Raw genomic sequence first — 22761 nt, 5'->3', positions numbered from 1 at the left:
GCTAGTGTTCTTTCGCTGATCGTGTGCTGTGGGCCCTCATGATGGTCGTGGCTCTTCGCCGGTTCCGCCTGTTCGCCGCGAGACGACGCGGAAACTTCGCGCACAGGACGGTTCCGGAAAGTGGCGCGGTCCGGCCGGACCGGATGTCCAGCGTACCTCCAATCTCATGCAGCCTCACCCGCATCGCGGGAATGCCGACCCCGACTGATACCGCCTTGTGGCCGCGCCCGACCACATCGGGAAGACCGCGTCCATTGTCACTGATCGTCAGCACGAAACGGCTGTCGGCAAGGTCGATGACGATGGCCACCTCCGTCGCCTTCGCATGGCGATAGACGTTCGTGAGCCCCTCCTGAACGACGCGCAGCAGCGAACGCTTCGTTTCATACGGCAGCCGATCGACATCCGGCACGATGTTCACGGTCACGCGCAACGAAGTGCGCGCCGCAAATCCTTCCGCGTATCGCTCGATCGCGGCCTTCAATCCCTCACCCGCCAGATTCCGCGGATGCAGGAGATAGGCAAAGGCGCGGAGCTCCCGGAGGGCTTCATCGATCGACGCGTCGATGTCGTCGCATATCCGCTCCGCCAGCGCCGCATCGCCCAGATTGCTCCGCATCCGCATCAGGCCCAGGCTGGCGGCGATCAGATGCTGACAGGTCGAATCGTGCAGATCGGAGGCGATCCGTTGCTGGATGCCTTCCTGAATGGCGAGCAGGCCGACGTCGATATCGAGCCTGTCGTCGCGTGCGGCGGCGTGCTCGAAAGGACCGCTGCGCAGCTCGCGGTGGCTGCCGATCAACCGGACCACGCCGCCGTCCACGATCGGCGTAACCGTCGTTTCCATCGCCCGCGGCGACCCGCCGAGCGCGAGCCGCTGGCGGATCCTGACCTCCGTTCCCTCCGCGAGGCCGGCCTGAAGCGCCTCGCAGACGGACCTTGCGTCGTCCGCACTCATGCAATCGAAGACGTCCATGTCGCTGACGTCTTCCGACGATACGCCGAGCTCGGACTCGAATGCCGGATTGATTCCCTCATAGGCGAAGTGTCCGCGGAACGACGGACGCGCGGCGAAGAGCAGATCTGCCGAAGACGTCCAATAGAGCTCGTCGATCGATTCTTGCGAACCTATGCGCAACCAGTTCTTCAGACCGGTTCGATCCGACTCACTGTCGGGGCAGCCATGTGGCTTCACGGTACGCACTCACTATGTTCCGGCGACGCCCGATGTTGGCGACGATATCGCAGGTCCCCTCCCCGCCCCACCGGCGAGACATCCGCCACCGGATCCGGAAGACGCACGCCATTGGGGCCGACCAATCATACACCTCGCCGCGCGGCCACACCATAAGGTAGTATTATTTACAGATTGAAATCTCGAAGTCGTGAGACATGTTTTCCGCGGCGGGCGATATGCAGTTTGTGCCACGCCCGCGACGTCAAATCCGATGCAACAGAGATTCAAAATCAAGATGTGGGTAGCCGCGAGGTGATTGCGGCAACGTGGTGCACCAATACACAGCAGCACACCTACCCCAATTCACTGGCACCATTCCCGGCGCGCGGCGGTCCGTCGGGCACGTGCACGACCAGCCTAGCGGCTGCTGCTCGCGCCCGACTTCTTCTTCCTCGCTGCCTTCGCCGCTGGTGCGGGGCGAGGCGGCGCAATATCGAGAGGATGCGACGGCTGCTGCAGACGGTGTATCGCGGCATCATCCCGAAGCGCATCGGTATCGAGACGCTGGCCTCGATCCACCGCGTCGCGCGGATCGGCGAGCGCCATCGATGCCGCAAGGCTTCCGGCGACGATGCAGCTCAGCGTCAACAGGCGTCTTGCGGGCATCTTTCAGGTCTCACTCAAAAGGCGAAATCCAGGCGAGGGCCGATGCGAACGTCCCTGTACCGCCGCAACGGAACGTTCGACGTTCGCGCCTCGTATAGCACAGTGGTCGTGAGCGACACATTGCCGGCGAAATTATACTTGAGGCCTACATCGACCGAATAGAGTTGATCCTGCCGGCCGCTGTTGAGCCCATCGGTGAACCAGTAGGCCTCGAACAGCGGCGTGCTCACGATCGACCATCTGGGATCGAGCTTGACCTCGATACCGAGCACAGCGTCAAAGCGCCAGCGACGCGCTTCCGCGAGGTCTGAGAACCGATAGGTCAGCAGCAGCAGCGGCGAGAAAATCGTGTTGTCGATGCGGAAGTCGCGCGCCACCGAGCCCATCACATCATGGGACGTGAATGCGAGGTCGCGGTAAACTCCGTCGAAATCATAGCGGTTTTCATAGATTGCAGAGAAGCGCCAGCCGTTCCAATTCTCGGTCAGACGCGCGCCCATGCGCGCCACGGCAAAGTTGCCGTCCTTCTCCCGCGAAAAGGCCTCGTACTGGGCCCGTGCGTAGAGCCGGTAGGACAGATCGTTGGTCAGGTTTCCGTCGAGCCGGACACTGACGTCCGGCTCGTAGTAGATGTCCGACTTGCGGTTGTCGCGGGTGAAAAGCGCGTTGTCGGTGAAGGTCGGCGAGATGGAACCGACGACACTCCAGGACGGCGCGGAATAATAGGGTACAGCGGCAATCGGGCTCGTCTTGAATTCGGTGAGATCGAGGTCTGCCGCCGCGGCCGTGCCAGCACTGAGTAAGCCGAGGACGGGCACGCCGACGATCGGCAGAAGGAATCCAGAGCTTCGCATCGCGCCCACCTCCGATGCTGCTGCGCAGACCGGGTTTTTGCGTCACGCTGTGCAAAGATTGTGGCGTGTTAATGTCACACTTTGAAATCACCGGTTGATCAAATCAACCAGCGTCGGTGCAGACCGCCAGATCGCGCACGTCTAGTAGTCGACCGCGTCCCTGATGATTGGGCACGTCATGCAATGACCACCGCCGCGCCCCCGTCCGAGTTCCGCGCCGACGATGGTGATCACCTCGATCCCCTCCTTGCGCAACAGCGTGTTGGTGTAGGTGTTGCGGTCATAGGCGAATACGACGCCGGGGGACGCACAGACGAGATTGGCGCCACTGTCCCACTGGGTTCGCTCGCGCAGATACGCGTTCCCGCCGGTCTCCACGACACGCAGCTTCTTCAGACCGAGCGCTTCTGCGACGACGTCGACGAAGGGCTTCTCGTCCTTGCGCAATTCGAGGCCGGCCGGATTGTCGGCCGGCCGATAGGAAAATGCGGTAATGTTGTTGACGATATCGGGATAGAGCAGGACGCAATCGCGGTCGGCGAAGGTAAAGACGGTATCGAGATGCATCGCAGCGCGGAGCTTGGGCATCGCCGCCACGATCACCCGCTCGGCCGCCTTCTTCCTGAACAGCGCCGCAGCAAGCTGGCTGATCGCCTGCCGCGAGGTTCGCTCGCTGAGCCCGATCAGAACGTTGCCCTTGCCGATCGGCATCACGTCACCGCCCTCCAGCGTGGCGAGGCCGTGATCCTGCGTCGGATCTCCCCACCAGACATTGACCTTGCCGGCGAAATCCGGATGGAACTTGTAGATGGCAGCGGCGAGGATCGGCTCCTCATGGCGGGCCGGCCAGAACAGCGAGTTCAGCGTCACGCCGCCATAGATCCAGCAGGTGGTATCGCGCGTATACAGCGTGTTCGGAAGCGGCGGCAGCAAATATTCGGTCATGCCCGCCGCTTCCCGGATCAGCCGAAGCATCTCGCCGCCATGCGCCTCGGGAAAATCGTGGGTCGACAGTCCGCCGATCAGGGTCTCCGCCAGCTCGCGAGGCTTGAGGCTTTCCAGATAGCTGCGCAGCTCGTCGATCAGCCCGAGCCCGACCTGGTTGGGAACCACCTGGTTGTCGAGAATCCACTTCCTTGCCTCTGGAATGGCCACGGTGTCGGTGAGCAGATTGTGCATCTCGACGACATCGACGCCGCGGTCGCGCATCTTCTGCACGAAGTCGAAATGATCGCGCTTGGCATTGTCGACCCACAGCACGTCGTCGAACAGCAAAGTATCGCAGTTCGTGGGCGTGAGGCGCTGATGCGCGCGGCCCGGCGAGCAGACCATCACCTTGCGCAGCTGACCGACTTCCGAATGAACACCGAACGGGATCCTTGAATCCGACGCCTGTGCTGTCGCCATGGGAGATGCCTCGCCTAGATGGTGATGTAGCCGGTGGCCAGGCCATGAATCCCGACCACGGCGCCGATCACGGCTATGATGAAGATGACCCAATCGATCGACGTGAAGATCTTCGCCTTCTGCTGGAGGCGCGCCCAGAAATACAGCGCCGTGCCGGGAGCGTAGAGGATCGCCGACAGGAGCAGATATTTCATCCCGGCGGCATAGATCAGGAACAGCGTGTAGACGACGGCGATGCCGGTGAAGATCAGGTCGCGTCGCCGTTCGCCCGGGCTCTTTTCGTAGGTCTCGCCCCGCTTGACCAGCAGGAGCCCGTAAGCGGCCACCAGGAAGAACGGAATGAGGTTCATGACGCTCGTCAAATTGAGCATCAACGCAAAGGCATCCCGCGACCAGTAGGTGCTGATGACGAACAGCTGCACGACGATATTGGTGAGCCAGAGCGCTGCGGCCGGCACCTTGTTGGCATTTTCGGTGCCGAACACGCGCGGCATATCCCTGGTCCGGCCGGCGGCGGAGAGCACCTCGGCGCAGATCAGCGACCAGGCGAGATAGGCTCCGAGCACCGAGACCAGAAGTCCGATGCTGACGAACACGGCGCCCCAATGCCCGACCACCGCCTCGAGCACCGTCGCCATCGACGGCTGCCGCGCGTCGGCGATCTCGGCGCGCGGCAGCGCGGCATAGGGCAGCATCGTCACGAGCACCATGAGGCTCGTGACGACCGCGAAGCCCATGATCGTCGCGACGCCGACATGGGACCGCTCCTTGGCGTAGCGGGAATAGACGCTGGCCCCCTCGATCCCGAGAAAGACGAACACCGTGACCAGCATGGTCGCGCGGATCTGATCGAACAGACCCTTGTCCGGCATCCCCTCGCCGCCCCAGAAATTGGCGCCGAACAGGTCAGCCTTGAAGGCAAACGCCAGGATGACGATGAAGATCAGGATCGGCACGATCTTGGCGACGGTGACGATAGTGTTGATCGCGGCGGCCTGTTGCACGCCACGCAGGATCATGAAGTGGAACAGCCAGATCCCGATCGAGGCGACGATGATCGCGGTGACCGTATTGCCGTCGCCAAATACGGGAAAGAACGCGCCAAGCGTCGACTTGATCAGGACCCAGTAGGACACGTTGCCGATGCAGCTGCCGGTCCAGTAGCCAAGCGCCGACAGGAAGCCGGGATAATCGCCGAAACCGGCCTTCGCGTAGGCGTAGACGCCGGCATCGAGATCCGGCTTTCGCTCGGCCAGAGTCTGAAATACGCGCGCCATCGTGTACATGCCGCCGCCTGCGATGCACCAGGCGAAGATGGCGCCGAACGGGCCGGTGGCGATACCGAACGTCCGCGGCAGCGAGAAGATGCCTGAGCCGACCATGGAGCCGACGACCATTGCCGTCAGTGCGAACAACGAAAGCTTTTGGACCGTTGGCGTCGCAGTCATGGAGGACCTCGAACCGCGAACGATGACCGATGCCGTGACCGATCGGCCTGCTCATTCCGAGGCCGAACCATGCGCGCTGATATGAAGGCGGCCTATCAGGTGATTACCTAGTCGGAGTCCGGGATTACCCTCGCGGCCCGACGCTCAGGCCGCGCTCGCCGCTTCAGCAGCCGCGATCGGTTTCCTTTCCGCCCGACCAGGCCACATACAAGGTCGGCAGAAAGACGAGCGTCAGAACGGTTGCGACGAGCAGCCCGCCCATGATCGCAAAGGCCATCGGCCCCCAGAAGACAGTCGGCGCAATCGGAATCATGCCGAGGACAGTGGAGACCGCCGTCAGCATGATCGGACGAAAGCGGGAGCTGCTGGCATCGACCGCGGCCTCCCACGGTCCCTTCCCTTGCGCGCGTTCGGCCTCGATCTGCCCAATCAGGATCACCGCATTCTTGCTGATCATGCCGAGCAGCGCGAGGACGCCGAGAATGGCGACGAAACCCAGCGGCCGTCCTGACAGGAGCAGTGCCGCGACCACGCCAATCAGGCCAAGCGGTGCAACGCTGACGACCATCAATAGACGCGGGAAGCTCTGCACCTGGACCATCAGGACCGTGAACATGACGAACAGCATCACCGGCACGACCGCCATGACGGAGGCCTGGGACTTCCGGCTCTCCTCCACGGTCCCGCCGACCACGACATCGTAGGACGGCGGCAGCGTCGTCCTCAGCTTGGCGATGGCGGGCGCCAGCGTATTGACGATCCTCTCCGGCAGTAACCCGTCGGGAATGGCAGCTCGCACCGTCAGGGTGGGCACGCGGTCGCGCCGCCAGATCAGGGGGAATTCCTGATCGTACTCGAAGGAGGCAAACTGGCTCAGCGGAACGGTCCGCCCACCGGGGATCGGCACCTGCAGCGTTCGCAAGCTCGCCAACGAGACACGCTGTTCGTCGGTCGCGCGAACCACCACGTTGACCAGATAGATGTCGTCCCGAACCTGCGTGACGGGTGTACCGGAGATCACGGTGTTCAGGACGATGGAGATCGCCTGCGAACTCAGACCGAGAAGGCGTGCCTCATCCTGATTGACGCGGATGCGCACCTGGCGATCCGGCTCCATCCAGTCGAAGTTCGTGCTTCTGGCGCTCGGATCGGAGGCGAGGATCCGCGCCACCTCGAGCGCGATGTCGCGGACCCGCTCGACGTCGGGGCCGCTGACGCGATATTGCAACGGCCATCCGACCGGGGGGCCGAGGCCAAGCGGCGAAACCGACGAGATCGCGTTCGGGAATTCATTCGCCAGGAACCGCTCCAGCTTTGCACGCAAGCGCTCGCGCGCCGCAACGTTTCTGGCGACGACGACGGCCTGGGTGAAGAACTCGTTCGGCAGCTCGACGCTGAGAGGCAGATAGAAGCGGATCGCACCGCGGCCGACATTGCTGCTCCAATGCGCGACGTCGGGATCGCCGGTCAGCGCCTCGTCCAGGCGCCTGGCCGCGGCTTCGCTGGCGTGGATCGAGACATTCTGCGGCAGGCTGATGTCGACGAGCAGCTCCGGCCGGTCGGACAAGGGAAAGAACTGCTGCGGAATCAGCGGGAGCGCGAGCACGGATGCGACGAAGAGCGCTGCCGTCCCGCCCAGCGTCAGCCATTTGGCGCGGATCGCCTGCACCAGAAAGCGCCGATACAGCCGGAAGACCGCTCCGGGAGCCGGAGCGCCGGTCTGCTTGGGCGGCAGAAGGATGGCGACGCCCAGCAGCGGCGCGAAGATGACCGCGACGAACCACGATGCCAGCAGCGCGATCGCAACGACCACGAACAGTGAGAACGTGTATTCGCTGGCGGAGCTAGCGGCAAAGCCGACCGGAATGAAGCCGGCGATGGTCACCAGCGTACCGGCCAGCATGGCGAGCGCGTGGGTGCGGAAAGCGTAACTCGCAGCCGCCATCTTGCTGTCGCCCAGCGCCAACCGGTTGAGCGTGGCATCTGTCGTCGTCATGGCGTCGTCGACCAGCAGCGCGAGTGCGATGATGAGGGCACCAAGCGATATTCGCTGCATGTCGATGTGAAGAAGCCCCATGCTCGGAAACACGATGGCAAGCGTGAGCGGAATCGCCAGTGCGATGACGAGGCCGGGACGCAGGCCAAGGCTGACGAAACTCACCGCGAGAATGATGGCCATCGCCTGCACCAGCGAGGTCATGAACTCGCCGATCGCCTTGCCCACCACGACGACCTGATCGGCAACCAGGCTCGGCTCGATTCCGATCGGCAGGTCGACGGTGATGGCTGCCATCGCAGCTTTGACGTTCCTGCCGAGAGCGAGGATATCGCCGCCGTCGCGCATGGCGATCGCAAGTCCGATTGCCGGATGGCCGTTGACCCGGAACAGCGGCTGCGGCGGATCGGCATAGCCGCGCCGCACCGTCGCAAGATCGCTCAAGCGGAGCATGCGACCGCCGGCCGCGAAGTTGATGCCGGCGATGTCCTGCTCGGACTGGAAGCTTCCCGACACCCGAAGCGAAATTCTCTCGGACCCGGTCTGGATCGTCCCGGTCGGCATCACGACATTCTGAGCCTGCAGAGCGGCGATCAGCGCTGTCCGATCGACGCCGAGATTTGCGAACTCCTTCTTGGAGAACTCGACGAAGATCACTTCGTCCTGCGCGCCCAGCAGCTCGATCTTCGCAACGTCGGGCACGCCCAGGAGACGCGATCGGATCGCCTCGACCCGGTCACGCAGCTCGCGCTCGGTAAACCCGTCGCTGGTGAAGCCGTAGACGATGCCGAAGGTGTCGCCGAAATCGTCGTCGAACGCAGGGCCGACAACGCCCGCAGGAAGCGTATGGCGGATGTCCCCGATCGTCTTCCGCACCTGATACCAGGTGTCGGAGACATCTCGTGCGTTGGCGCTCCCCTTCAGGTTCACGAAGATCGTGGTGAGACCGGGCCGGGTGAAGCTGCGCAGGAAGTCGAGATGCGGCGTCTCCTGCAGTTGACGCTCGAGCCGCTCCGTCACCTGCTTCATCGTCTCCGCCGCCGTCGCCCCTGGCCACGCCGCCTGGACGACCATGGTCCTGATGGTGAATGCAGGGTCCTCGTTCCGGCCGAGGCGGACATAGGACAGTCCGCCGGCGAGCACGGCAACGAGCATGAGATAGATGACGAGCGAGCGGCGCTCGAGCGCCCATTGCGAGAGGTTGAAGCCGGTCATGGCTCCGACCCGAGCACGCGTACCTTCTGGCCCGGGTGAAGCGCCTGAACACCCGCGGTCACGACGATCTCGCCAGCGTCAAGCCCTCGCGAGATGATGACCTGTGCCTGATCGAACCGCAGCACATCGACGTTCCGAACCGAGACCGTCTTGGTCAGGGGATCGAGGATCCAGACGGCCGGCTGTTGGTTCATCCTGGTCAGCGCAGTTGCGGGAATGTCGATCATCGGTCCGGCGCTCGCCTCGGCGCGACCGACCACCGTGGCCCCCAGCCGCATCGCGGCGGGCGGATCGCTGAGTCCCACCCTCACCTCGAAGGTCCGTGTGACCGGGTTTGCCTGCGCGGCAACCTGCCGGATGCGCCCTTGCGCGGTCACTGCCGGATCGTCCGTCAGGCTGACGGTCACTTGCAGATTGGCGGGAGCCGCTCGCACCAGCTGGGCAGGGACCTCGAAGACCGCGTCGCGGCCATCCTGCCGCGCAATCCGCGCAATGGTCTGTCCGGCCTGGATCACCTCGCCGGCGGCGGGGCCCGTCTCGGTGATCTTGCCAGGCGCATCGGCGCGCACCTCGGTGAAATTGACCTGGTCGTGGGCGGCACTCAACTGGGCCTCGGCCGCGTCGACCTGGGACTGGGCCGTCTGTTGCGCCTGCGTTGCCGTCTCGAAATTGGCGCGCGTGGTCCATCCCTGCGCGAGCAATGTCTGCTGACGTTCGAAATGATTGCGGGCCTGGGTGAGCTGACCTTGCGCGGCGGCGAGAGCCGCTTGCGCCTGGCGCAGCGCGTTCACTTCGTTCTGCGATTCCAGTTGCGCCAGAAGCTGGCCGGCCTCGACGCGCTCGCCGAGCCTGGTGTTGTTCGCGAGCAGCCGCCCGGAAATTCGGAACGCAACGCTGATCTCGTCCTCGGCTTCGACATGTCCGGTGAAGACGAAGGGCGTCGGCGACTCCCGCTTCTCGATCGTCGCCGTGCGAACCGGGCGTGGCGCCGGCGCGACGTCGCTGGCCGCTTCCCTTTCGCAGGCCGCCAGCAGCAGCGATGCCGCGCCGGCAATAACCACTGTCCTGAGCGTCGGCATGAGATGATCACCGATCGACTTCCCCGGACCTGATTTTGCCGAGGAGCCATCGTCCTTGTATCGGTAAATCTACTGAGCGCCCGCGGATACAATCGTGATCGACGCTTCTTGCCCGACACATGATCGAGCGCGCGACGAGGACTGGATGATTCCCTCTTCCGCGTCAGGCAATCACCCAATAGCAAGAGCGTCACGGGCGGCGCATAACACCTGCACCGGCCGTCATGGTGGCGCGACCTGCGTCCGCCAAGACCGCCGGCGCGCGACGGAGCGGGTTGCTCGGGCTCCGGACGCTTCACTCGAGGACAGGAGGACTCCCCATGAAAAAGCTGGCTTTGCTGGCAGCCGCGATCACCATGACGCTTGGCGTCATGGGCGCGGCTGCGCCAGGACGCGCGCAAGATCTGGCGTGGTGCACGAAGATCAAGGGAATGACCAACTGCATGTACTCGACGCGCCAACAATGCCGCGCATCCATCAGCGGACGAAACGGTACCTGTGTTCGGAATCATCGTTCGGGGCAATAGGGCTCGGCTCGTCCAGACCTCGCCGGTCGGGCGTCGCTAGACGATTTTCCCGTCGTCTCGCGCCGCCCGACCTCCAAAGCGGGTGCACCTATTGGGACATTCATCCACCCGAGGCAGGGTTTCCTCTGATCCCGGAGGTGCCGCCCGCGGGATACCGTCCGCACCAACATTTTGGTCCGCATTTTCGATCCAACGGGAGGTCTTCATGTCCGATCTGGTCGCGATCGTGTATCCGTCCGAGGCAAAAGCGGAAGAAGTGCGTCAGCGGCTGCTCAAGCTGCAGAAGGAATATCTGATCACGATCAGCGACGCCGTGATCGCCGTGAAGACGGATTCGGGCGGCATCAAGCTCAATCAGCTCGTCAATACCACTGCCATGGGCGCGATGACCGGGAGTTTCTGGGGCCTCCTCATCGGAGTCCTCTTTCTCAATCCGATCCTCGGGGTTGCCGTGGGCGCCGCGTCGGGCGCGCTGGGCGGCGCGCTGTCCGACTTCGGCATCGACGATTCCTTCATGAAGAACCTGTCGGCCAATCTCCAGCCCGGCAACGCCGCCCTGTTCGTCCTGATCAAGCACATGACCGCGGACAAGGTGATCAAGGAGATCAAGGACGCCGGCGGCGTCGTGCTCAAGACCTCGCTCGATGAGACCAAGGAAGCGGCGCTGCGCGACGCGCTCGCAAGTAGCGTGGAGCGACCGGCGGCATGAGCCGCCGGCACCCGCGTCTCAACGGCGGCCGCCGGCAAGTCGCAGCAGCATCATGAACAGGTTGAGGAAATTGAGATAGAGCGACAGCGCGGCAACGACCGACTTGCGGCCCGCGGCGGCGTGGTCATCAGAGATGTCGTACATCCCCTTGATCCGCTGGGTGTCGTAGGCCGTCAGGCCGGCAAACACGCCGACACCGACGATCGAGATCAGCCAGTCGAGTGCGGTCGACCCCAGGAACAGGTTGATCAGGCTCGTGATGATGATTCCGATCAGGCCCATGAACAGGAAGGTGCCCAATCCCGAAAGGTCGCGCCGGGTCGTGTAACCGAGAATACTGAGCGCGCCGAACATTGCGGCCGCGATGAAGAAGACGCGGGTGATCGACGAACTCGTATAGATGTGCAGCAATATCGATAGCGATACGCCGACCAGGGCCGAATAGACGAAGAACAGGATCCGTGCCGTGGACACCGACAGCGTGTTGATGCGCGAGCCGATGAAGAACACCAGGGCGAGCGGCGCCAGGATGAAGACCCACATCAGGGGACTCTGGAGCAACTCGGGGCCGATGGCCTGATAGGTCACCCAGGCGACGAGGGCGGTCAAGCCGACACCGGCGGCCATGTAGCCGTAGATCCGCAGCATGTAATCGCGCAGCCCGGTATCCACCGCGATCGAGCCGCCGGCGGCATCGGTGGCGGTCAGGTTGTGATCATAGTTCGACATCGCTTGCCTCCTCTGGCGCTCGCCGAGTGTGGTCACGCTAGCCTTCGAACCTGCCGACCAACATCGGTCAATCCCCCGAGGCCCATCGGTGAAAACCACCGCCTTCCGATGCAAATTGCGCGGCGGCGCCGGAGCGGCCGCGGCGCCCGCGTTCACGACCAATCCGCAAGTCGGGAACCGCCGTCTGCCGCCCTTAAGTCTTTTGGCGGAGGCACCTTACACCGTTGTCACTGGAGGCCCGGCGCGGTCCGGCCTAATCGGGGGCATGCGTTTCTTCTTCCATATCGCCGACAAGTACGGTGTCTCGACCGACCGGATCGGATGCGAGTATGCCGGGCAGGACGCAGCCGTCCTGCATGCCAGCCGCCTTGCCGCCGAGCTTGCCAAGGCCGGCGAATTCTTCCGCGGCAGTGTCGTGCTCGTTGCCCGGGCTACGGAGTTCCTCGCCTGCTCCGCGAGCGAGGACGAGGCATTGCGTCCCAAGTCCTGACGCCAGCACCTGACGTCCGCAACTGACGCTCCGCGCCCGCCGATTTCCTGCCCTGCTCCCTACAGAGAATCCCTGATGGGCGCACGGGGTGCGGCCCTCTAAGGTCCGCGCATGAGGCGGCCGCTGCAACCGCGGCCGTCTTGGATTGGAAGGCCATCCGTCATGGCGGCGAACGAGGCCGATCAGAAACTCTCGCGCAACGCGCTGATTGCGCTTGTGATCGGGTCGATGGTCGGCTCCGGCATCTTCGCATTGCCGGCCCAGTTCGGACGCACCACCGGCGCGCTCGGCGCGATCATCGCCTGGGTGATTGCCGGCACCGGCATGCTGACGCTGGCCTTCGTGTTCCAGTCGCTGTCCCGGCGCAAGCCGGAACTCGACGCCGGTATCTACGCCTATGCCAAGGACGGCTTCGGTGACTATATCGGCTTTGCCTCTGCAGTAGGCTATTGGATCGGCTGCTGCCTCGCAGACGTCGCCTGCCTCATCCTGATCAAGGCCACGCTCGGGCAGTTCTTCCCCGTCTTCGGCGACGGCACGACGCCGATCGCGATCGCCTCGGCGTCCCTGCTGCTGTGGAGCGTCCACGTCCTGGTGCTGCGCGGCATCAAGGGGGCTGCCGCGCTCAATACCGCCACGACCTTCGCGAAAATCATTCCGATCGTGCTGTTCATCATCGTGGCCGCGATCGCCCTGAACGGCGAAGTATTCTCCGGGAATTTCTGGGGTGCGGAGCGGCTGGACGCCCGGGACGTGCTGTCCCAGGTCCGTGGCACGATGCTGCTCACCGTGTTCGTGTTCGTCGGCATCGAGGGCGCGAGCGTGTATTCGCGCTATGCCAGGACGCGTGCCGACATCGGCATCGCAACGGTGACCGGCTTTCTGACGGTGCTCTGTCTTCTCGTGCTCGTGACGCTCCTGTCCTACGGCATCCTGCCGCGGAGCGGTCTCGCGGACCTGCCGACACCGTCGATGGCGGGCGTGATGGAAGCGATGGTCGGCCGCTGGGGCGGCGTGTTCATCAGCATCGCCTTGCTGATCTCGATCCTCGGCAACTACCTGTCCTGGTCGCTGCTTGCGGCCGAGATCCTGCACTCGGCGGCGAACCAGCGCACCATGCCGGCCTTTCTCGCGCGCGAGAACGCGCACAAGGTTCCTGTCGGGGCGCTCTGGCTCACGAATTGCGTGATACAGGCATTTCTCCTCGTGAGCTGGTTCGCCGAATATGCCTTCACGCTCGCCCTGAAGATGACGAGCGCGATGACGCTGATCCCGTATTTTCTCGTCGCGACGTACGGCCTGAAGCTCGCATCGACCGGCGCGACCTATGATGCCGGCGAGCGCGCCCGCACCACCGACGGGATCGTCGCAGCCGTCGCGACGCTCTACGCGGCCGGCATGATCTACGCCGGCGGACCGAAATTTCTCCTGCTGTCCGCAATCCTCTACGCGCCGGGAACGCTGCTGTTCCTGATCGCCAAGCGCGAGCGCAAGGAGAGGCTGTTCAGGCCGGTCGAGTCCGTCCTGTTCGGGGCGATCGCCATCGCCGCGGGCGCCGGAATCTATGGGCTGGCTGTCGGAGCCATCTTGATCTGACCGATTGTCGCTGACCGCATGGAGGCGAGTATGAACATCTGGACCGTGTGTCGAGCCTCGATCCTGAGCGCAGTGGTGGCCGTCGCCGCACCGTCGACCATTTCCCTGGCTCAGCCGAAGGACGGCACCGTGGCGGCGCCGAAGCAGACCGGCGCGGCCGCGCCGAGCGATGCAAGGCCCAACACCAATACGAATCCGGTCAAGCACCGCTATTGGCGTCATCGCGGCGGCAAGCATCCGCACTATGGCAGCCGCCGCGTTCGCACCTGAGACATGGCGACATGACGGCGGACCGATCAATGAGCGATTCCAGGATCGGACCAGAGCGGGCCCGCGGGGTCGTTCTGCACGAGAGCCCCGTCGACGAATCCGGGCAAGCCGGAGGGCCGAGCCTCCTCGCGATCGGCCTCACTTTGCTCGCTGCAGCCGTTGCCCTGTTCCTGGTGTGGCAAACGGTGTCCAGCCTCCTCATCGTCTTCGCGGGGGTGCTGTTCGCAGCCTTTCTGGATGCCGCGGCGCGGGCTCTGGCGCCGGTCCTTCCGCTCAGCCGCATCTGGCGTCTGACATTCGTTCTCCTGCTGCTCTCGGCCCTGTCGGGCTTTGGACTGGTCTGGGGCGCCGGCAAGCTGCCGGAGCAGACGCGCCTGCTGCTGAAGGTCATGGATGCCCAGGTCGATATTCTGCAAGAGCACCTGTTGTCCTATGGCGTGGACCTGCTCGGCCCGGAATGGGGGCGCGACTTCGCCCAATGGCTGTTCGCCGATCAGGGCCGGTTTCTCAGCCACGCGCAATTCCTGCTGGGGGGTGCCTCGAGCCTTCTGACCGGTGTGCTCGTGGTCGTGTTCCTGGGGATTCTCTTTGCGTTCGATCCCACCAGCCACCGCGAGAGCCTGGTCGTGCTGGTCAGGCCATCCTACCGCGCCCGCATGCGCGCCGTGATGGACGAAATCGGCAACGTCATGCGGCTGTGGCTCGTCGGCCAGTTGATCCGCATCATCCTGATGACGCTCTGCGTCTGGCCCGCGCTCTATCTCATCGGACTGCCGGGACCGTTCCTGCTGGGCCTGCAGGCGGGCTTGTCGAACTTCATCCCCTATCTCGGGCCGATCGTCGCCGCGATCCCGATCGCGCTCGTGGCGATGCCGCTCGGCGCCTCGCTGCTGATCTGGGCCGTCGCCGTCTACACCATCATCCAGTCGATCGAAGGCTACGTGATCGGTCCCTTGATCCAGCGCCGGGCGGTCGAGACACCGCCCGCCTGGACGCTGGTTGCGATCGTCCTGCTCGGTGCCCTGTTCGGCGTCATGGGCATTGCGCTCGCGATGCCGCTCGTCGCCGTCGGACGGGTCGCGATCATCCGGTTCTATGTCGAGGACTATCTCGGCGACGGCCGCACGCCGGCAACCGAAAATCGTGAGTGACGCACCATGAGCGAAATCGATGCACAGCAACGCGATGCCCCCGAGCCTCCGCTGACGCGCGCAGGGGCCGGTCGTTTTCTCTGGCAGCAGCTTCCATACGCCGTTGCGCTGCTGCTCGCCATCGCAGGCGTCGCCTATACGAACGTCTCGCACCAACCGCTGGTCGGCTATTGGGAATTCCTGGCGCTTGCCATCGGCGTCGTCTGCGTCATCACCAAATGGCCGGAGACCGAAGGCAGGGACATGCAGATCCGCCTGGTGTGGACCCAGGCGCTGCACTGGATCGCGGTCCTGATCACGATGAACATCATGCTGGTCTCCGGTGTCCAGCAGATGCTTCCGACTCCGGCGACCGGTCTCGTGCTGTTGACGCTGCTTGCGCTCGGCACGTTCCTTGCGGGCATCAGCCTCCTGTCTTTGCAGATCGCCTTTCTCGGCCTTGCGATGGGCGCGGCCGTCCCGGCGATATCCTGGCTGAAGCAGTCCATCTTCTTCTTCCTGCTCGGCGCCGTGCTGCTGATCGGTCTCGCGATCTCGTTCTGGCTGCGCCAGGACAGCCGCCCGTCGCGCGGCACGTCGAGAGCCCAACACCAGACGGAGGGTTGAATGCGAACATTGCGCTATGTTGCGGTCATCTGCGCGTTGACCGTTCTTTGCACCACCACGTCCGCGCGCGCCGAGAGATTCAGGATTGGCAGGCTGCTGTGCTTCTCCGAGCCCCGCGTCGGGCTGGTGCTGGGATCGACGCAGGCGATGCGCTGCGTGTTCAGCGCGATACGTCCGCCGCGGCAATACGTCTACGAGGGTCGGATCAGGCGCGTCGGTCTAGACCTCGGCGTGACCAGCGCCGGCACGCTGTCCTGGGCGGTCTTCGCCCGGAATTCGCGGATTGGCCCCGGCACGCTCCGCGGCAGCTATGTCGGCGCGAGCGGCAATTTCGCATTGGGTCCCGGCCTCGGCGCCAACGTCCTGATCGGCGGCTCGCGGAGGAGCGTGATGCTGCAGCCGATCTCGATCGAACGTTCGATCGGGCTCAATCTCGCGGCTGGCGTGACCCATCTGACGTTGGGACCGCGCGGCCCGCAATAATCCGCATCCTGTCTGGTGGTTCGATGAAAACGACATGGACCATGACACGCAATCGAAAACGCTGGGTGATCGCCTTGCTCGTCGCGGCTGTCTGCGCAGGCGGGTACTTCGCCTGGCAGACGCTTGGAGGTGACAGCCTTCCGAGCGGGTTCGCCAGTGGCAACGGGCGCATCGAGGCAGTCGAGATCGACATCGCCACCAAGACGCCCGGGCGCATCCGCGACATCCTGGTGCGGGAAGGCGATCTGGTCTCGGCGGGACAGGCGCTCGCACAGATGGATACCGTGCAGCTCGAGGCGCAGTACCGCCAGGCCCAGGCTCAATTGCAGCGTGCCACGATCGGCATCGAGACCGCCAGGAGCCTCGTGACCCAGCGCCAGGCCGAGAAGAAGGCCGCAACAGCCGTCATCGACCAGCGCGGTGCAGAGCTGGACGCCGCCGATCGAAAGCTGCAGCGCTCCGAGCAATTGATCAGAACCAATGCCGTGCCCCAGCAGGTGCTCGACGACGACCGCGCGGCCGCCAACGGCGCCCGCGCAGCGGTCGCTGCGGCGGAGGCCCAGCTCGCCGCCTCGGGCGCCGCCATCAGTGCGGCCGAGGCGCAGGTGGTCGATGCGGAGGCTGCGGTCGAGGCAGCGAAGGCGGCTATCGAGAGCATCAAGGCCGATCTCAACGATTCGACACTTCGCGCACCCCGCGACGGGCGCGTCCAGTTTCGCGTCGCCCAGCCGGGCGAGGTTCTCAGTGCCGGCGGACGCGTGCTCAATCTCGTCGATCTCGGCGATGTCTTCATGACCTTCTTCCTGCCGACGGCACAGGCCGGCCGCGTCGCGATCGGTTCGGAGGTCCGCCTCATCCTCGATGCCGCGCCGCAATGGGTCATCCCCGCCACGGCGACGTTCGTTGCCAGCGTTGCCCAGTTCACGCCGAAGACGGTCGAGACCGAGGAGGAGCGGCAGAAGCTGATGTTCCGCGTCAGGGCGCATATTTCGCCGGAGCTCCTGCGCCGAAACATCGAGCAGGTCAAAACCGGCCTGCCCGGCCGCGCCTTCGTCCGCATCGATCCCAATGCCGAATGGCCGGCACAGCTGACGGAACGCCTGGTCAAATGAGCAACGCGCCGCCCGAACCTCGATCCTCCTTTGCGCCGGTGATACGCCTCGAGGCGGTCGGCCTATCCTACGGCGCGATCCGCGCACTCGATCGTATCTCCCTGGAGATTCCCTCGGCACGCATGGTGGGTCTGATCGGGCCCGACGGCGTCGGCAAATCCAGCCTGCTGTCGCTTGTTGCCGGGGCGCGCGCAATCCAGGACGGCCGCGTTCACGTGCTCGGCGGAGACATGGCCGACGCCGCCCACCGGCGGCGGACCTGCCCGCAGATCGCCTACATGCCGCAAGGCCTCGGCAAGAATCTTTACCCGACGCTCTCCGTATTCGAGAATGTCGATTTCTTCGGCCGCCTGTTCGGGCATGACAGGCGCGAGCGCGAGGAGCGAATTCGGGAGCTCCTGGGGAACACCGGCCTTGCGCCGTTCGCTGACCGGCCCGCGGGCAAGTTGTCCGGCGGCATGAAACAGAAGCTCGGGCTCTGCTGCGCCTTGATCCACGATCCGGACCTGCTGATCCTCGACGAGCCAACCACCGGCGTCGACCCACTCTCGCGCCGCCAGTTCTGGGAGCTGATCGACGAGATCCGGAAGGATCGCCCCGGTATGAGCGTCGTCGTCGCGACGGCCTACATGGAGGAAGCGGCACGGTTCGACTGGCTGGTTGCGATGAATGACGGGCATGTGCTCGCCACCGGGACGCCGGCCGAGTTGCTGCGACAGACCGGCACCGACAATCTCGATGCCGCCTTCATCGCACTGCTGCCCGAGCAGCAGCGACGGGACCACAGGGAGGTGGTGATCCCGCCTCGCGCAAGCGATCGGGGCGATGACATCGCGATCGAGGCCAAGCATCTCACCGTCAGATTCGGGGACTTCACGGCGGTCGACAATGTCAGCTTCCGCATCGCCCGCGGCGAGATCTTCGGCTTTCTCGGCTCCAACGGCTGCGGCAAGACCACGACGATGAAGGTCCTGACCGGACTGTTGCCGGCCAGCGAGGGCGATGCCCGGCTGCTCGGGCGCGAGGTCGATCCCAAGGACATGGATGTGCGGCATCGCGTCGGCTACATGTCGCAGGCGTTCTCGCTCTATTCGGAGCTGACGGTCCGCCAGAATCTCGAGCTGCACGCGCGCCTTTTCCGGCTCGCACCCGATACGATCGAGGATCGAGTCCGCGACATGGCCGGACGCTTCGATCTCACCAGGGTGATCGACGCCCTGCCCGATGCCCTGCCGCTCGGCGTCCGCCAGCGCCTGTCGCTGGCCGTCGCCATGATCCATGCGCCCGATATCCTGATCCTGGACGAGCCGACGTCGGGCGTCGATCCCGTGGCGCGCGACGGCTTCTGGCAGATCCTGTCCGACCTGTCGCGACAGGACAGCGTCACGATCTTCGTTTCCACCCATTTCATGAACGAGGCGGAGCGCTGCGACCGCATCTCGCTCATGCATGCCGGCAAGGTCATGATCAGCGATACACCGGAACGGATCGCGGCACGGCGCGGCAATGGAAGCCTCGAGGAGGCCTTTGTCGCCTACCTCAAGGACGCGATCGCCGCGACGGAGACGACCGGGGCCGCTCCCGCGCCGCACATGGCAACCACCGGCACCGCGAAGACGCACGGCGCGATGCATGGCGCATTGAGCTTCTTCGATCCACGCCGCATGTTCGCCTACACGCAACGGGAAGCGCTCGAGCTCAAGCGCGATCCGATCCGCGCCACCCTCGCGATCCTCGGCAGCCTCATCCTGATGTTCGTGATGGGCTACGGCATCAACATGGACGTCGAAGACCTCTCCTTCGCCGCCATGGACCGCGACGACACCACGGTCAGCCGGGACTATATCCTCCAGATCGCCGGCTCGCGCTATTTTACCGAGCTCGCGCCGATCACCGATTATGACGATCTCGACCGCCGCATGCGCAGCGGCGAGCTCAGCCTCGCGATCGAAATTCCTCCGGGCTTCGGCCGCGACGTCGCGCGCGGAAGCAACGTCCAGATCGGCGTATGGGTCGACGGCGCAATGCCGTCGCGGGCCGAGACGGTGCGCAGCTACGTGCAGGCGATGCACGCGACCTGGCTGGCGCAACGCGCCCGGCAACTCTATGGCAATGCCGCCACCACCGGTGACTTCCAGCTCGAGGTCCGCTTCCTCTACAACCCCGACATCCGGAGCATCGTCGCGATGGCGCCGGCCGTGATCCCAATTCTGCTGCTGATCATTCCTGCGATCCTGGCGACGCTGAGCGTCGTGCGCGAGAAGGAGCTCGGATCGATCATCAATTTCTACGTCACGCCGGTGACGCGGATCGAGTTCCTGGTCGGCAAGCAGCTTCCCTACGTCGCGCTCGCCATGCTGAACTTCTTCCTGCTGACGGCCTTCGCAGTATTCATATTCCGTGTCCCCTTCACGGGCAGCTTCGTCGCGTTCACGTCGGCCGCGCTCCTGTACGTCGTCATCACCACCGCGATGGGTCTGGTGATCTCGTCATTCATGACAAGCCAGATCGCCGCGATCTTCGCGACCGCGCTGCTCACCATGATTCCGGCCACGCAATATTCGGGACTCGTCGATCCCGTGTCCTCGCTCCAGGGCGCGGGCGCGATTATCGGGCGGATCTATCCGGCCGCGCACTTCGTCACCATCACGCGCGGCACCTTCTCCAAGGGGCTCGACTTCGGCGATCTCTCCGGACCGTTCCTGGCGCTTCTCGTCACCATTCCGGTGCTGCTCGCCCTCGGCGTCGCGCTCCTCAAGAAGCAGGCGAACTAGATGCGCAGCAGCAATATCGTTCAGCTCGGCGTCAAGGAACTGCGCGGCCTCGGGCGCAATCCCATGATGCTCGTACTGATCATCTATGCCTTTACCGTCTCGATCTACACCGCCTCGAGGGCCCAGCCGGAGACGCTCAACCAGGCGGCGCTGGCCATCGTCGACGAGGACAAATCGCCCGCCGCCACGCGCATCATCACGGCGTTCAGCCCGCCCTATTTCGCGGTTCCGCGGCTGATATCGCAGTCGGACATGATGAGCCGCATGGACGCGGGCCTCGACACCTTCGCGCTCAACGTCCCGCCGAACTTCCAGCGCGACCTGCTTGCGCGGAGATCGCCGGCCATCCAGCTCAATGTGGACGCCACCCGGATGTCGCAGGCCTTCACAGGAAGCGGCTATATCCAGTCCATCGTCAGCGACGAGGTCAGCGAGTTCCTGTCCCGCTATCGTTCGGCTGCCCCCTTGCCGATCGACCTGGCGCTGCGCGCACGCTTCAATCCCGAACTCAACAAGAGCTGGTTCGGTGCCATCAACAACATCATCTCCTCCGTCACGATGCTGTCGATCATCCTGACGGGGGCGGCCCTGATCCGGGAGCGCGAGCACGGCACGATCGAGCATCTGCTGGTCATGCCGGTGACGCCCTTCGAGGTGATGGCGAGCAAGATCTGGTCGATGGGCCTGGTCGTTCTCGTCGCGGCCAGCGTGTCGCTCATCTTTGTCGTGCAGGGACTGCTGGCCGTCCGGATCGGCGGCTCGGTCCCGCTCTTTCTGTGCGGCACCGCTCTTTATCTCTTTGCCACCACCAGCATGGGCATTTTTCTCGCCACATCCGCCGGCACGATGCCGCAGTTCGGCCTGCTCTTGATGCTGGTGCTGATGCCGCTGCAGATGTTGTCGGGCGCCACGACACCGAGGGAGAGCATGCCCGAGCTCATCCAGAACATCATGCTCGCCGCGCCGAACACCCATTTCGTGGTCATGGCCCAGGCCATCCTGTTCCGCGGCGCCGGGCTCGCCGTCGTGTGGCCGCAGCTTGCGGCATTGCTGGTGATCGGCGGACTGTTGTTCTTCCTGTCGCTGCGTCGCTTCCGGCAATTCCTGCAGTGAGGTCCCGCGGGATCATCTTGCGTCCAACCAGGTACAGACCCGAAGGGGGATGCGAACATTCCCGGCCGGCGGCTCAGGGTTTCGTCTGATGTCGGCATCGCGGGTTCGCCGCTAGGATTCACCATCTGTCGATGGAACCATCGTTGTCCGGGAGGATCGCATGACAGCCTATGACAGCCGGTCCGGCATCGCAGCGCTGGGCCCTCCGCCACTCTGGGTCTGTGCTCTCCTCGGCGCGGTCTTGATTGCCGCCGGCTTCTTTGCGCTCGGCGACCTCGCCTTTGCCACCATCATCAGCGTCAAGTTCATCGGACTGACCGCGATCGCCGCCGGTGGATTCGAGATCGCGCATGCGTTCTGGACCAAGGAATGGGGCGGCTTCCTGTGGCGGATCGTTCTCGGCGCGCTCTACCTCGTCTTCGGCCTCATCCTGCTGACCCAGCCGGCCTCCGGCGCGCTGATCCTGACCTATTTCCTTGGCGCGGTGCTGTTCGCGTCCGGCGTCATTCGGTGCGTGCTGAGTTTTGCCTACTGGCATCAGAACGGCTGGATGATGCTGATCTCCGGCATCTTTGGCGTCATCGCCGGCGTGCTCATCCTGTTCGGCTTCCCCGACATCAGTGTCTGGGCGCTTGGCTTCCTGCTCGGTGTCGACCTGATCTCGCATGGCCTCGCATGGTTGCTCTATGCGCTGCATTCGCTGCGGACGGCCGAGTCACAAAGGAGAGAAGCACAATGATTGCTCCCAACCGCCGTGCCTTCCTCGGTCTTGCAACGAATGCCATTGCCGCGGCCGCAATCGGCACCGTCGGCGCTCGCCTCATCGGCGTCGCGGAGGCGATGCCGGTCGACCCCGATCCCGGACGGGCCGGCGAGTCAGCGCTCCCTGTCATGCCGGCGCAGTGGGGACCGGGACCCGGTCCGGGCTGGGGCAGCCCGGGCTGGGGCGCGCCGCCACCGCGTCCCGGTTGGCGTCCCCCACCGCCGCGTCGTCGTCGCCGCTGGGTGTGCTGGTGGCATCGCGGTCGTCGTCATTGCGGATGGCGCTGGCGCTAGGACGCGTCCCGGGCCCTTGCCAAGGTGATGGAGGGAATCGTGCGCAACAATTACCAATGGGTCCTCGCCGCCGTGCTGGCCGCGCTTCTCGTTGCGGCGACCTGGTTTTGCGTATCGGTCTGGCGCTCGACGCCGGCGATGCCGGTCTACGGCAATGTCATCCTGGCCGGGGCCGCGGTCCTCATCCTGGCGTCGGGCTGCGGCCTGATCGCATTGATGTTCTACAGCCAGCGCAAGGGCTACGACGAACCCGCGCGCAGCGACAGGGCCGCGCGGGACTGACCCAGTCCGCTGTTCTGAGCC

At 64.5% G+C, this 22761-nt stretch carries 22 protein-coding genes; 14 read left to right on the top strand and 8 right to left on the bottom strand.

Annotated features, from left to right (window positions below):
• Window position 1: 1 nt before the first annotated feature.
• The 7 genes from QA649_RS15135 to QA649_RS15105 all read right to left on the bottom strand — a co-directional run bounded on the left by QA649_RS15135 (window position 2) and on the right by QA649_RS15105 (window position 9842).
• The gene (locus QA649_RS15135; protein ID WP_283024887.1) at window positions 2–1138 is read right to left on the bottom strand and encodes an ATP-binding protein; all 1137 of its coding nucleotides are present in this window, start codon (window positions 1136–1138) and stop codon (window positions 2–4) included.
• A gap of 456 nt (window positions 1139–1594) precedes the next feature.
• On the bottom strand, window positions 1595–1825 hold the full coding sequence (locus QA649_RS15130; RefSeq protein ID WP_283024886.1) for a hypothetical protein: 231 nt from the start codon (window positions 1823–1825) through the stop codon (window positions 1595–1597).
• Window positions 1826–1857: 32 nt separating this feature from the next.
• Window positions 1858–2697, bottom strand: coding sequence for an outer membrane beta-barrel protein (locus QA649_RS15125; RefSeq protein ID WP_283024885.1), 840 nt, complete (start codon window positions 2695–2697; stop codon window positions 1858–1860).
• A gap of 141 nt (window positions 2698–2838) precedes the next feature.
• Complete coding sequence (arcA, locus tag QA649_RS15120) at window positions 2839–4104, bottom strand: arginine deiminase (protein ID WP_283024884.1); 1266 nt, start codon at window positions 4102–4104, stop codon at window positions 2839–2841.
• Window positions 4105–4118: 14 nt separating this feature from the next.
• A complete protein-coding gene (locus QA649_RS15115) occupies window positions 4119–5552 on the bottom strand; it encodes a basic amino acid/polyamine antiporter (protein ID WP_283024883.1) in 1434 nt (477 codons plus the stop codon).
• A 163-nt stretch (window positions 5553–5715) separates the two neighbouring features.
• The gene (locus QA649_RS15110) at window positions 5716–8763 is read right to left on the bottom strand and encodes an efflux RND transporter permease subunit (RefSeq protein ID WP_283024882.1); all 3048 of its coding nucleotides are present in this window, start codon (window positions 8761–8763) and stop codon (window positions 5716–5718) included.
• Window positions 8760–9842, bottom strand: coding sequence for an efflux RND transporter periplasmic adaptor subunit (locus tag QA649_RS15105; RefSeq protein ID WP_283024881.1), 1083 nt, complete (start codon window positions 9840–9842; stop codon window positions 8760–8762). The genes QA649_RS15110 and QA649_RS15105 overlap by 4 nt, the downstream gene beginning before the upstream one ends.
• A 320-nt stretch (window positions 9843–10162) precedes the next feature.
• Between QA649_RS15105 and QA649_RS15100 the strand changes: the two genes are divergently transcribed.
• Both QA649_RS15100 and QA649_RS15095 read left to right on the top strand, forming a co-directional pair.
• The gene (locus QA649_RS15100) at window positions 10163–10369 is read left to right on the top strand and encodes a DUF3551 domain-containing protein (protein WP_260389167.1); all 207 of its coding nucleotides are present in this window, start codon (window positions 10163–10165) and stop codon (window positions 10367–10369) included.
• A 205-nt stretch (window positions 10370–10574) separates the two neighbouring features.
• Window positions 10575–11078 carry a DUF1269 domain-containing protein gene (locus QA649_RS15095; RefSeq protein WP_283024880.1) on the top strand — a complete coding sequence of 168 codons (504 nt, stop codon included), beginning with the start codon at window positions 10575–10577 and terminating at the stop codon, window positions 11076–11078.
• An 18-nt stretch (window positions 11079–11096) separates the two neighbouring features.
• Here the strand turns inward: QA649_RS15095 and QA649_RS15090 are convergent, their stop codons facing one another.
• Window positions 11097–11807, bottom strand: a complete 711-nt coding sequence (locus QA649_RS15090) for a Bax inhibitor-1/YccA family protein (protein ID WP_283024879.1) — start codon at window positions 11805–11807, stop codon at window positions 11097–11099.
• Window positions 11808–12072: 265 nt separating this feature from the next.
• Between QA649_RS15090 and QA649_RS15085 the strand changes: the two genes are divergently transcribed.
• The 12 genes from QA649_RS15085 to QA649_RS15030 all read left to right on the top strand — a co-directional run bounded on the left by QA649_RS15085 (window position 12073) and on the right by QA649_RS15030 (window position 22740).
• A complete protein-coding gene (locus tag QA649_RS15085) occupies window positions 12073–12297 on the top strand; it encodes a hypothetical protein (protein ID WP_283024878.1) in 225 nt (74 codons plus the stop codon).
• A 162-nt stretch (window positions 12298–12459) separates the two neighbouring features.
• The gene (locus QA649_RS15080) at window positions 12460–13893 is read left to right on the top strand and encodes a basic amino acid/polyamine antiporter (protein ID WP_283024877.1); all 1434 of its coding nucleotides are present in this window, start codon (window positions 12460–12462) and stop codon (window positions 13891–13893) included.
• Between the two features lie 30 nt (window positions 13894–13923).
• A complete protein-coding gene (locus tag QA649_RS15075) occupies window positions 13924–14163 on the top strand; it encodes a hypothetical protein (protein WP_283024876.1) in 240 nt (79 codons plus the stop codon).
• A gap of 29 nt (window positions 14164–14192) precedes the next feature.
• Entirely contained in the window at window positions 14193–15314 is a 1122-nt protein-coding gene (locus QA649_RS15070; protein WP_283024875.1) for an AI-2E family transporter, read from the top strand.
• A 6-nt stretch (window positions 15315–15320) separates the two neighbouring features.
• Window positions 15321–15920, top strand: coding sequence for a hypothetical protein (locus QA649_RS15065; protein WP_283024874.1), 600 nt, complete (start codon window positions 15321–15323; stop codon window positions 15918–15920).
• Window positions 15921–16403 (top strand): DUF992 domain-containing protein, encoded by a 483-nt coding sequence (locus QA649_RS15060; protein WP_283024873.1) that lies wholly within the window; start codon window positions 15921–15923, stop codon window positions 16401–16403.
• Window positions 16404–16444: 41 nt separating this feature from the next.
• Window positions 16445–17515 (top strand): HlyD family efflux transporter periplasmic adaptor subunit, encoded by a 1071-nt coding sequence (locus tag QA649_RS15055; protein WP_283024872.1) that lies wholly within the window; start codon window positions 16445–16447, stop codon window positions 17513–17515.
• Entirely contained in the window at window positions 17512–20289 is a 2778-nt protein-coding gene (gene rbbA, locus QA649_RS15050; protein ID WP_283024871.1) for a ribosome-associated ATPase/putative transporter RbbA, read from the top strand. The genes QA649_RS15055 and rbbA overlap by 4 nt, the downstream gene beginning before the upstream one ends.
• Complete coding sequence (locus QA649_RS15045) at window positions 20290–21402, top strand: ABC transporter permease (RefSeq protein WP_283024870.1); 1113 nt, start codon at window positions 20290–20292, stop codon at window positions 21400–21402.
• 160 nt (window positions 21403–21562) lie between these two features.
• Window positions 21563–22141 carry an HdeD family acid-resistance protein gene (locus tag QA649_RS15040; RefSeq protein WP_283024869.1) on the top strand — a complete coding sequence of 193 codons (579 nt, stop codon included), beginning with the start codon at window positions 21563–21565 and terminating at the stop codon, window positions 22139–22141.
• On the top strand, window positions 22138–22458 hold the full coding sequence (locus QA649_RS15035) for a twin-arginine translocation signal domain-containing protein (protein WP_145831732.1): 321 nt from the start codon (window positions 22138–22140) through the stop codon (window positions 22456–22458). The genes QA649_RS15040 and QA649_RS15035 overlap by 4 nt, the downstream gene beginning before the upstream one ends.
• 39 nt (window positions 22459–22497) lie before the next feature.
• The gene (locus tag QA649_RS15030; RefSeq protein ID WP_283024868.1) at window positions 22498–22740 is read left to right on the top strand and encodes a hypothetical protein; all 243 of its coding nucleotides are present in this window, start codon (window positions 22498–22500) and stop codon (window positions 22738–22740) included.
• Window positions 22741–22761: the final 21 nt, after the last annotated feature.

This window comes from Bradyrhizobium sp. CB1717 (genome assembly GCF_029714325.1).
In the GTDB taxonomy this organism is placed as follows: Bacteria; Pseudomonadota; Alphaproteobacteria; order Rhizobiales; family Xanthobacteraceae; genus Bradyrhizobium.
Note: the sequence above shows the minus strand (reverse complement) of the source record. Positions and strands in the feature narration are given on the sequence as shown.

Excerpts from the sequence above, each read along its gene's own strand:
- QA649_RS15060 (WP_283024873.1), top strand. The coding sequence starts at position 15,921 with ATGCGAACATTGCGCTATGTTGCGGTCATCTGCGCGTTGACCGTTCTT.
- QA649_RS15100 (WP_260389167.1), top strand. The coding sequence starts at position 10,163 with ATGAAAAAGCTGGCTTTGCTGGCAGCCGCGATCACCATGACGCTTGGC.
- QA649_RS15110 (WP_283024882.1), bottom strand. The coding sequence starts at position 8,763 with ATGACCGGCTTCAACCTCTCGCAATGGGCGCTCGAGCGCCGCTCGCTC.
- QA649_RS15045 (WP_283024870.1), top strand. The coding sequence starts at position 20,290 with ATGCGCAGCAGCAATATCGTTCAGCTCGGCGTCAAGGAACTGCGCGGC.
- QA649_RS15125 (WP_283024885.1), bottom strand. The coding sequence starts at position 2,697 with ATGCGAAGCTCTGGATTCCTTCTGCCGATCGTCGGCGTGCCCGTCCTC.
- QA649_RS15040 (WP_283024869.1), top strand. The coding sequence starts at position 21,563 with ATGACAGCCTATGACAGCCGGTCCGGCATCGCAGCGCTGGGCCCTCCG.
- QA649_RS15035 (WP_145831732.1), top strand. The coding sequence starts at position 22,138 with ATGATTGCTCCCAACCGCCGTGCCTTCCTCGGTCTTGCAACGAATGCC.
- QA649_RS15105 (WP_283024881.1), bottom strand. The coding sequence starts at position 9,842 with ATGCCGACGCTCAGGACAGTGGTTATTGCCGGCGCGGCATCGCTGCTG.
- QA649_RS15075 (WP_283024876.1), top strand. The coding sequence starts at position 13,924 with ATGAACATCTGGACCGTGTGTCGAGCCTCGATCCTGAGCGCAGTGGTG.
- arcA (WP_283024884.1), bottom strand. The coding sequence starts at position 4,104 with ATGGCGACAGCACAGGCGTCGGATTCAAGGATCCCGTTCGGTGTTCAT.
- QA649_RS15090 (WP_283024879.1), bottom strand. The coding sequence starts at position 11,807 with ATGTCGAACTATGATCACAACCTGACCGCCACCGATGCCGCCGGCGGC.
- QA649_RS15065 (WP_283024874.1), top strand. The coding sequence starts at position 15,321 with ATGAGCGAAATCGATGCACAGCAACGCGATGCCCCCGAGCCTCCGCTG.
- QA649_RS15080 (WP_283024877.1), top strand. The coding sequence starts at position 12,460 with ATGGCGGCGAACGAGGCCGATCAGAAACTCTCGCGCAACGCGCTGATT.
- QA649_RS15095 (WP_283024880.1), top strand. The coding sequence starts at position 10,575 with ATGTCCGATCTGGTCGCGATCGTGTATCCGTCCGAGGCAAAAGCGGAA.
- QA649_RS15055 (WP_283024872.1), top strand. The coding sequence starts at position 16,445 with ATGACACGCAATCGAAAACGCTGGGTGATCGCCTTGCTCGTCGCGGCT.
- QA649_RS15070 (WP_283024875.1), top strand. The coding sequence starts at position 14,193 with ATGAGCGATTCCAGGATCGGACCAGAGCGGGCCCGCGGGGTCGTTCTG.
- QA649_RS15115 (WP_283024883.1), bottom strand. The coding sequence starts at position 5,552 with ATGACTGCGACGCCAACGGTCCAAAAGCTTTCGTTGTTCGCACTGACG.
- rbbA (WP_283024871.1), top strand. The coding sequence starts at position 17,512 with ATGAGCAACGCGCCGCCCGAACCTCGATCCTCCTTTGCGCCGGTGATA.
- QA649_RS15085 (WP_283024878.1), top strand. The coding sequence starts at position 12,073 with ATGCGTTTCTTCTTCCATATCGCCGACAAGTACGGTGTCTCGACCGAC.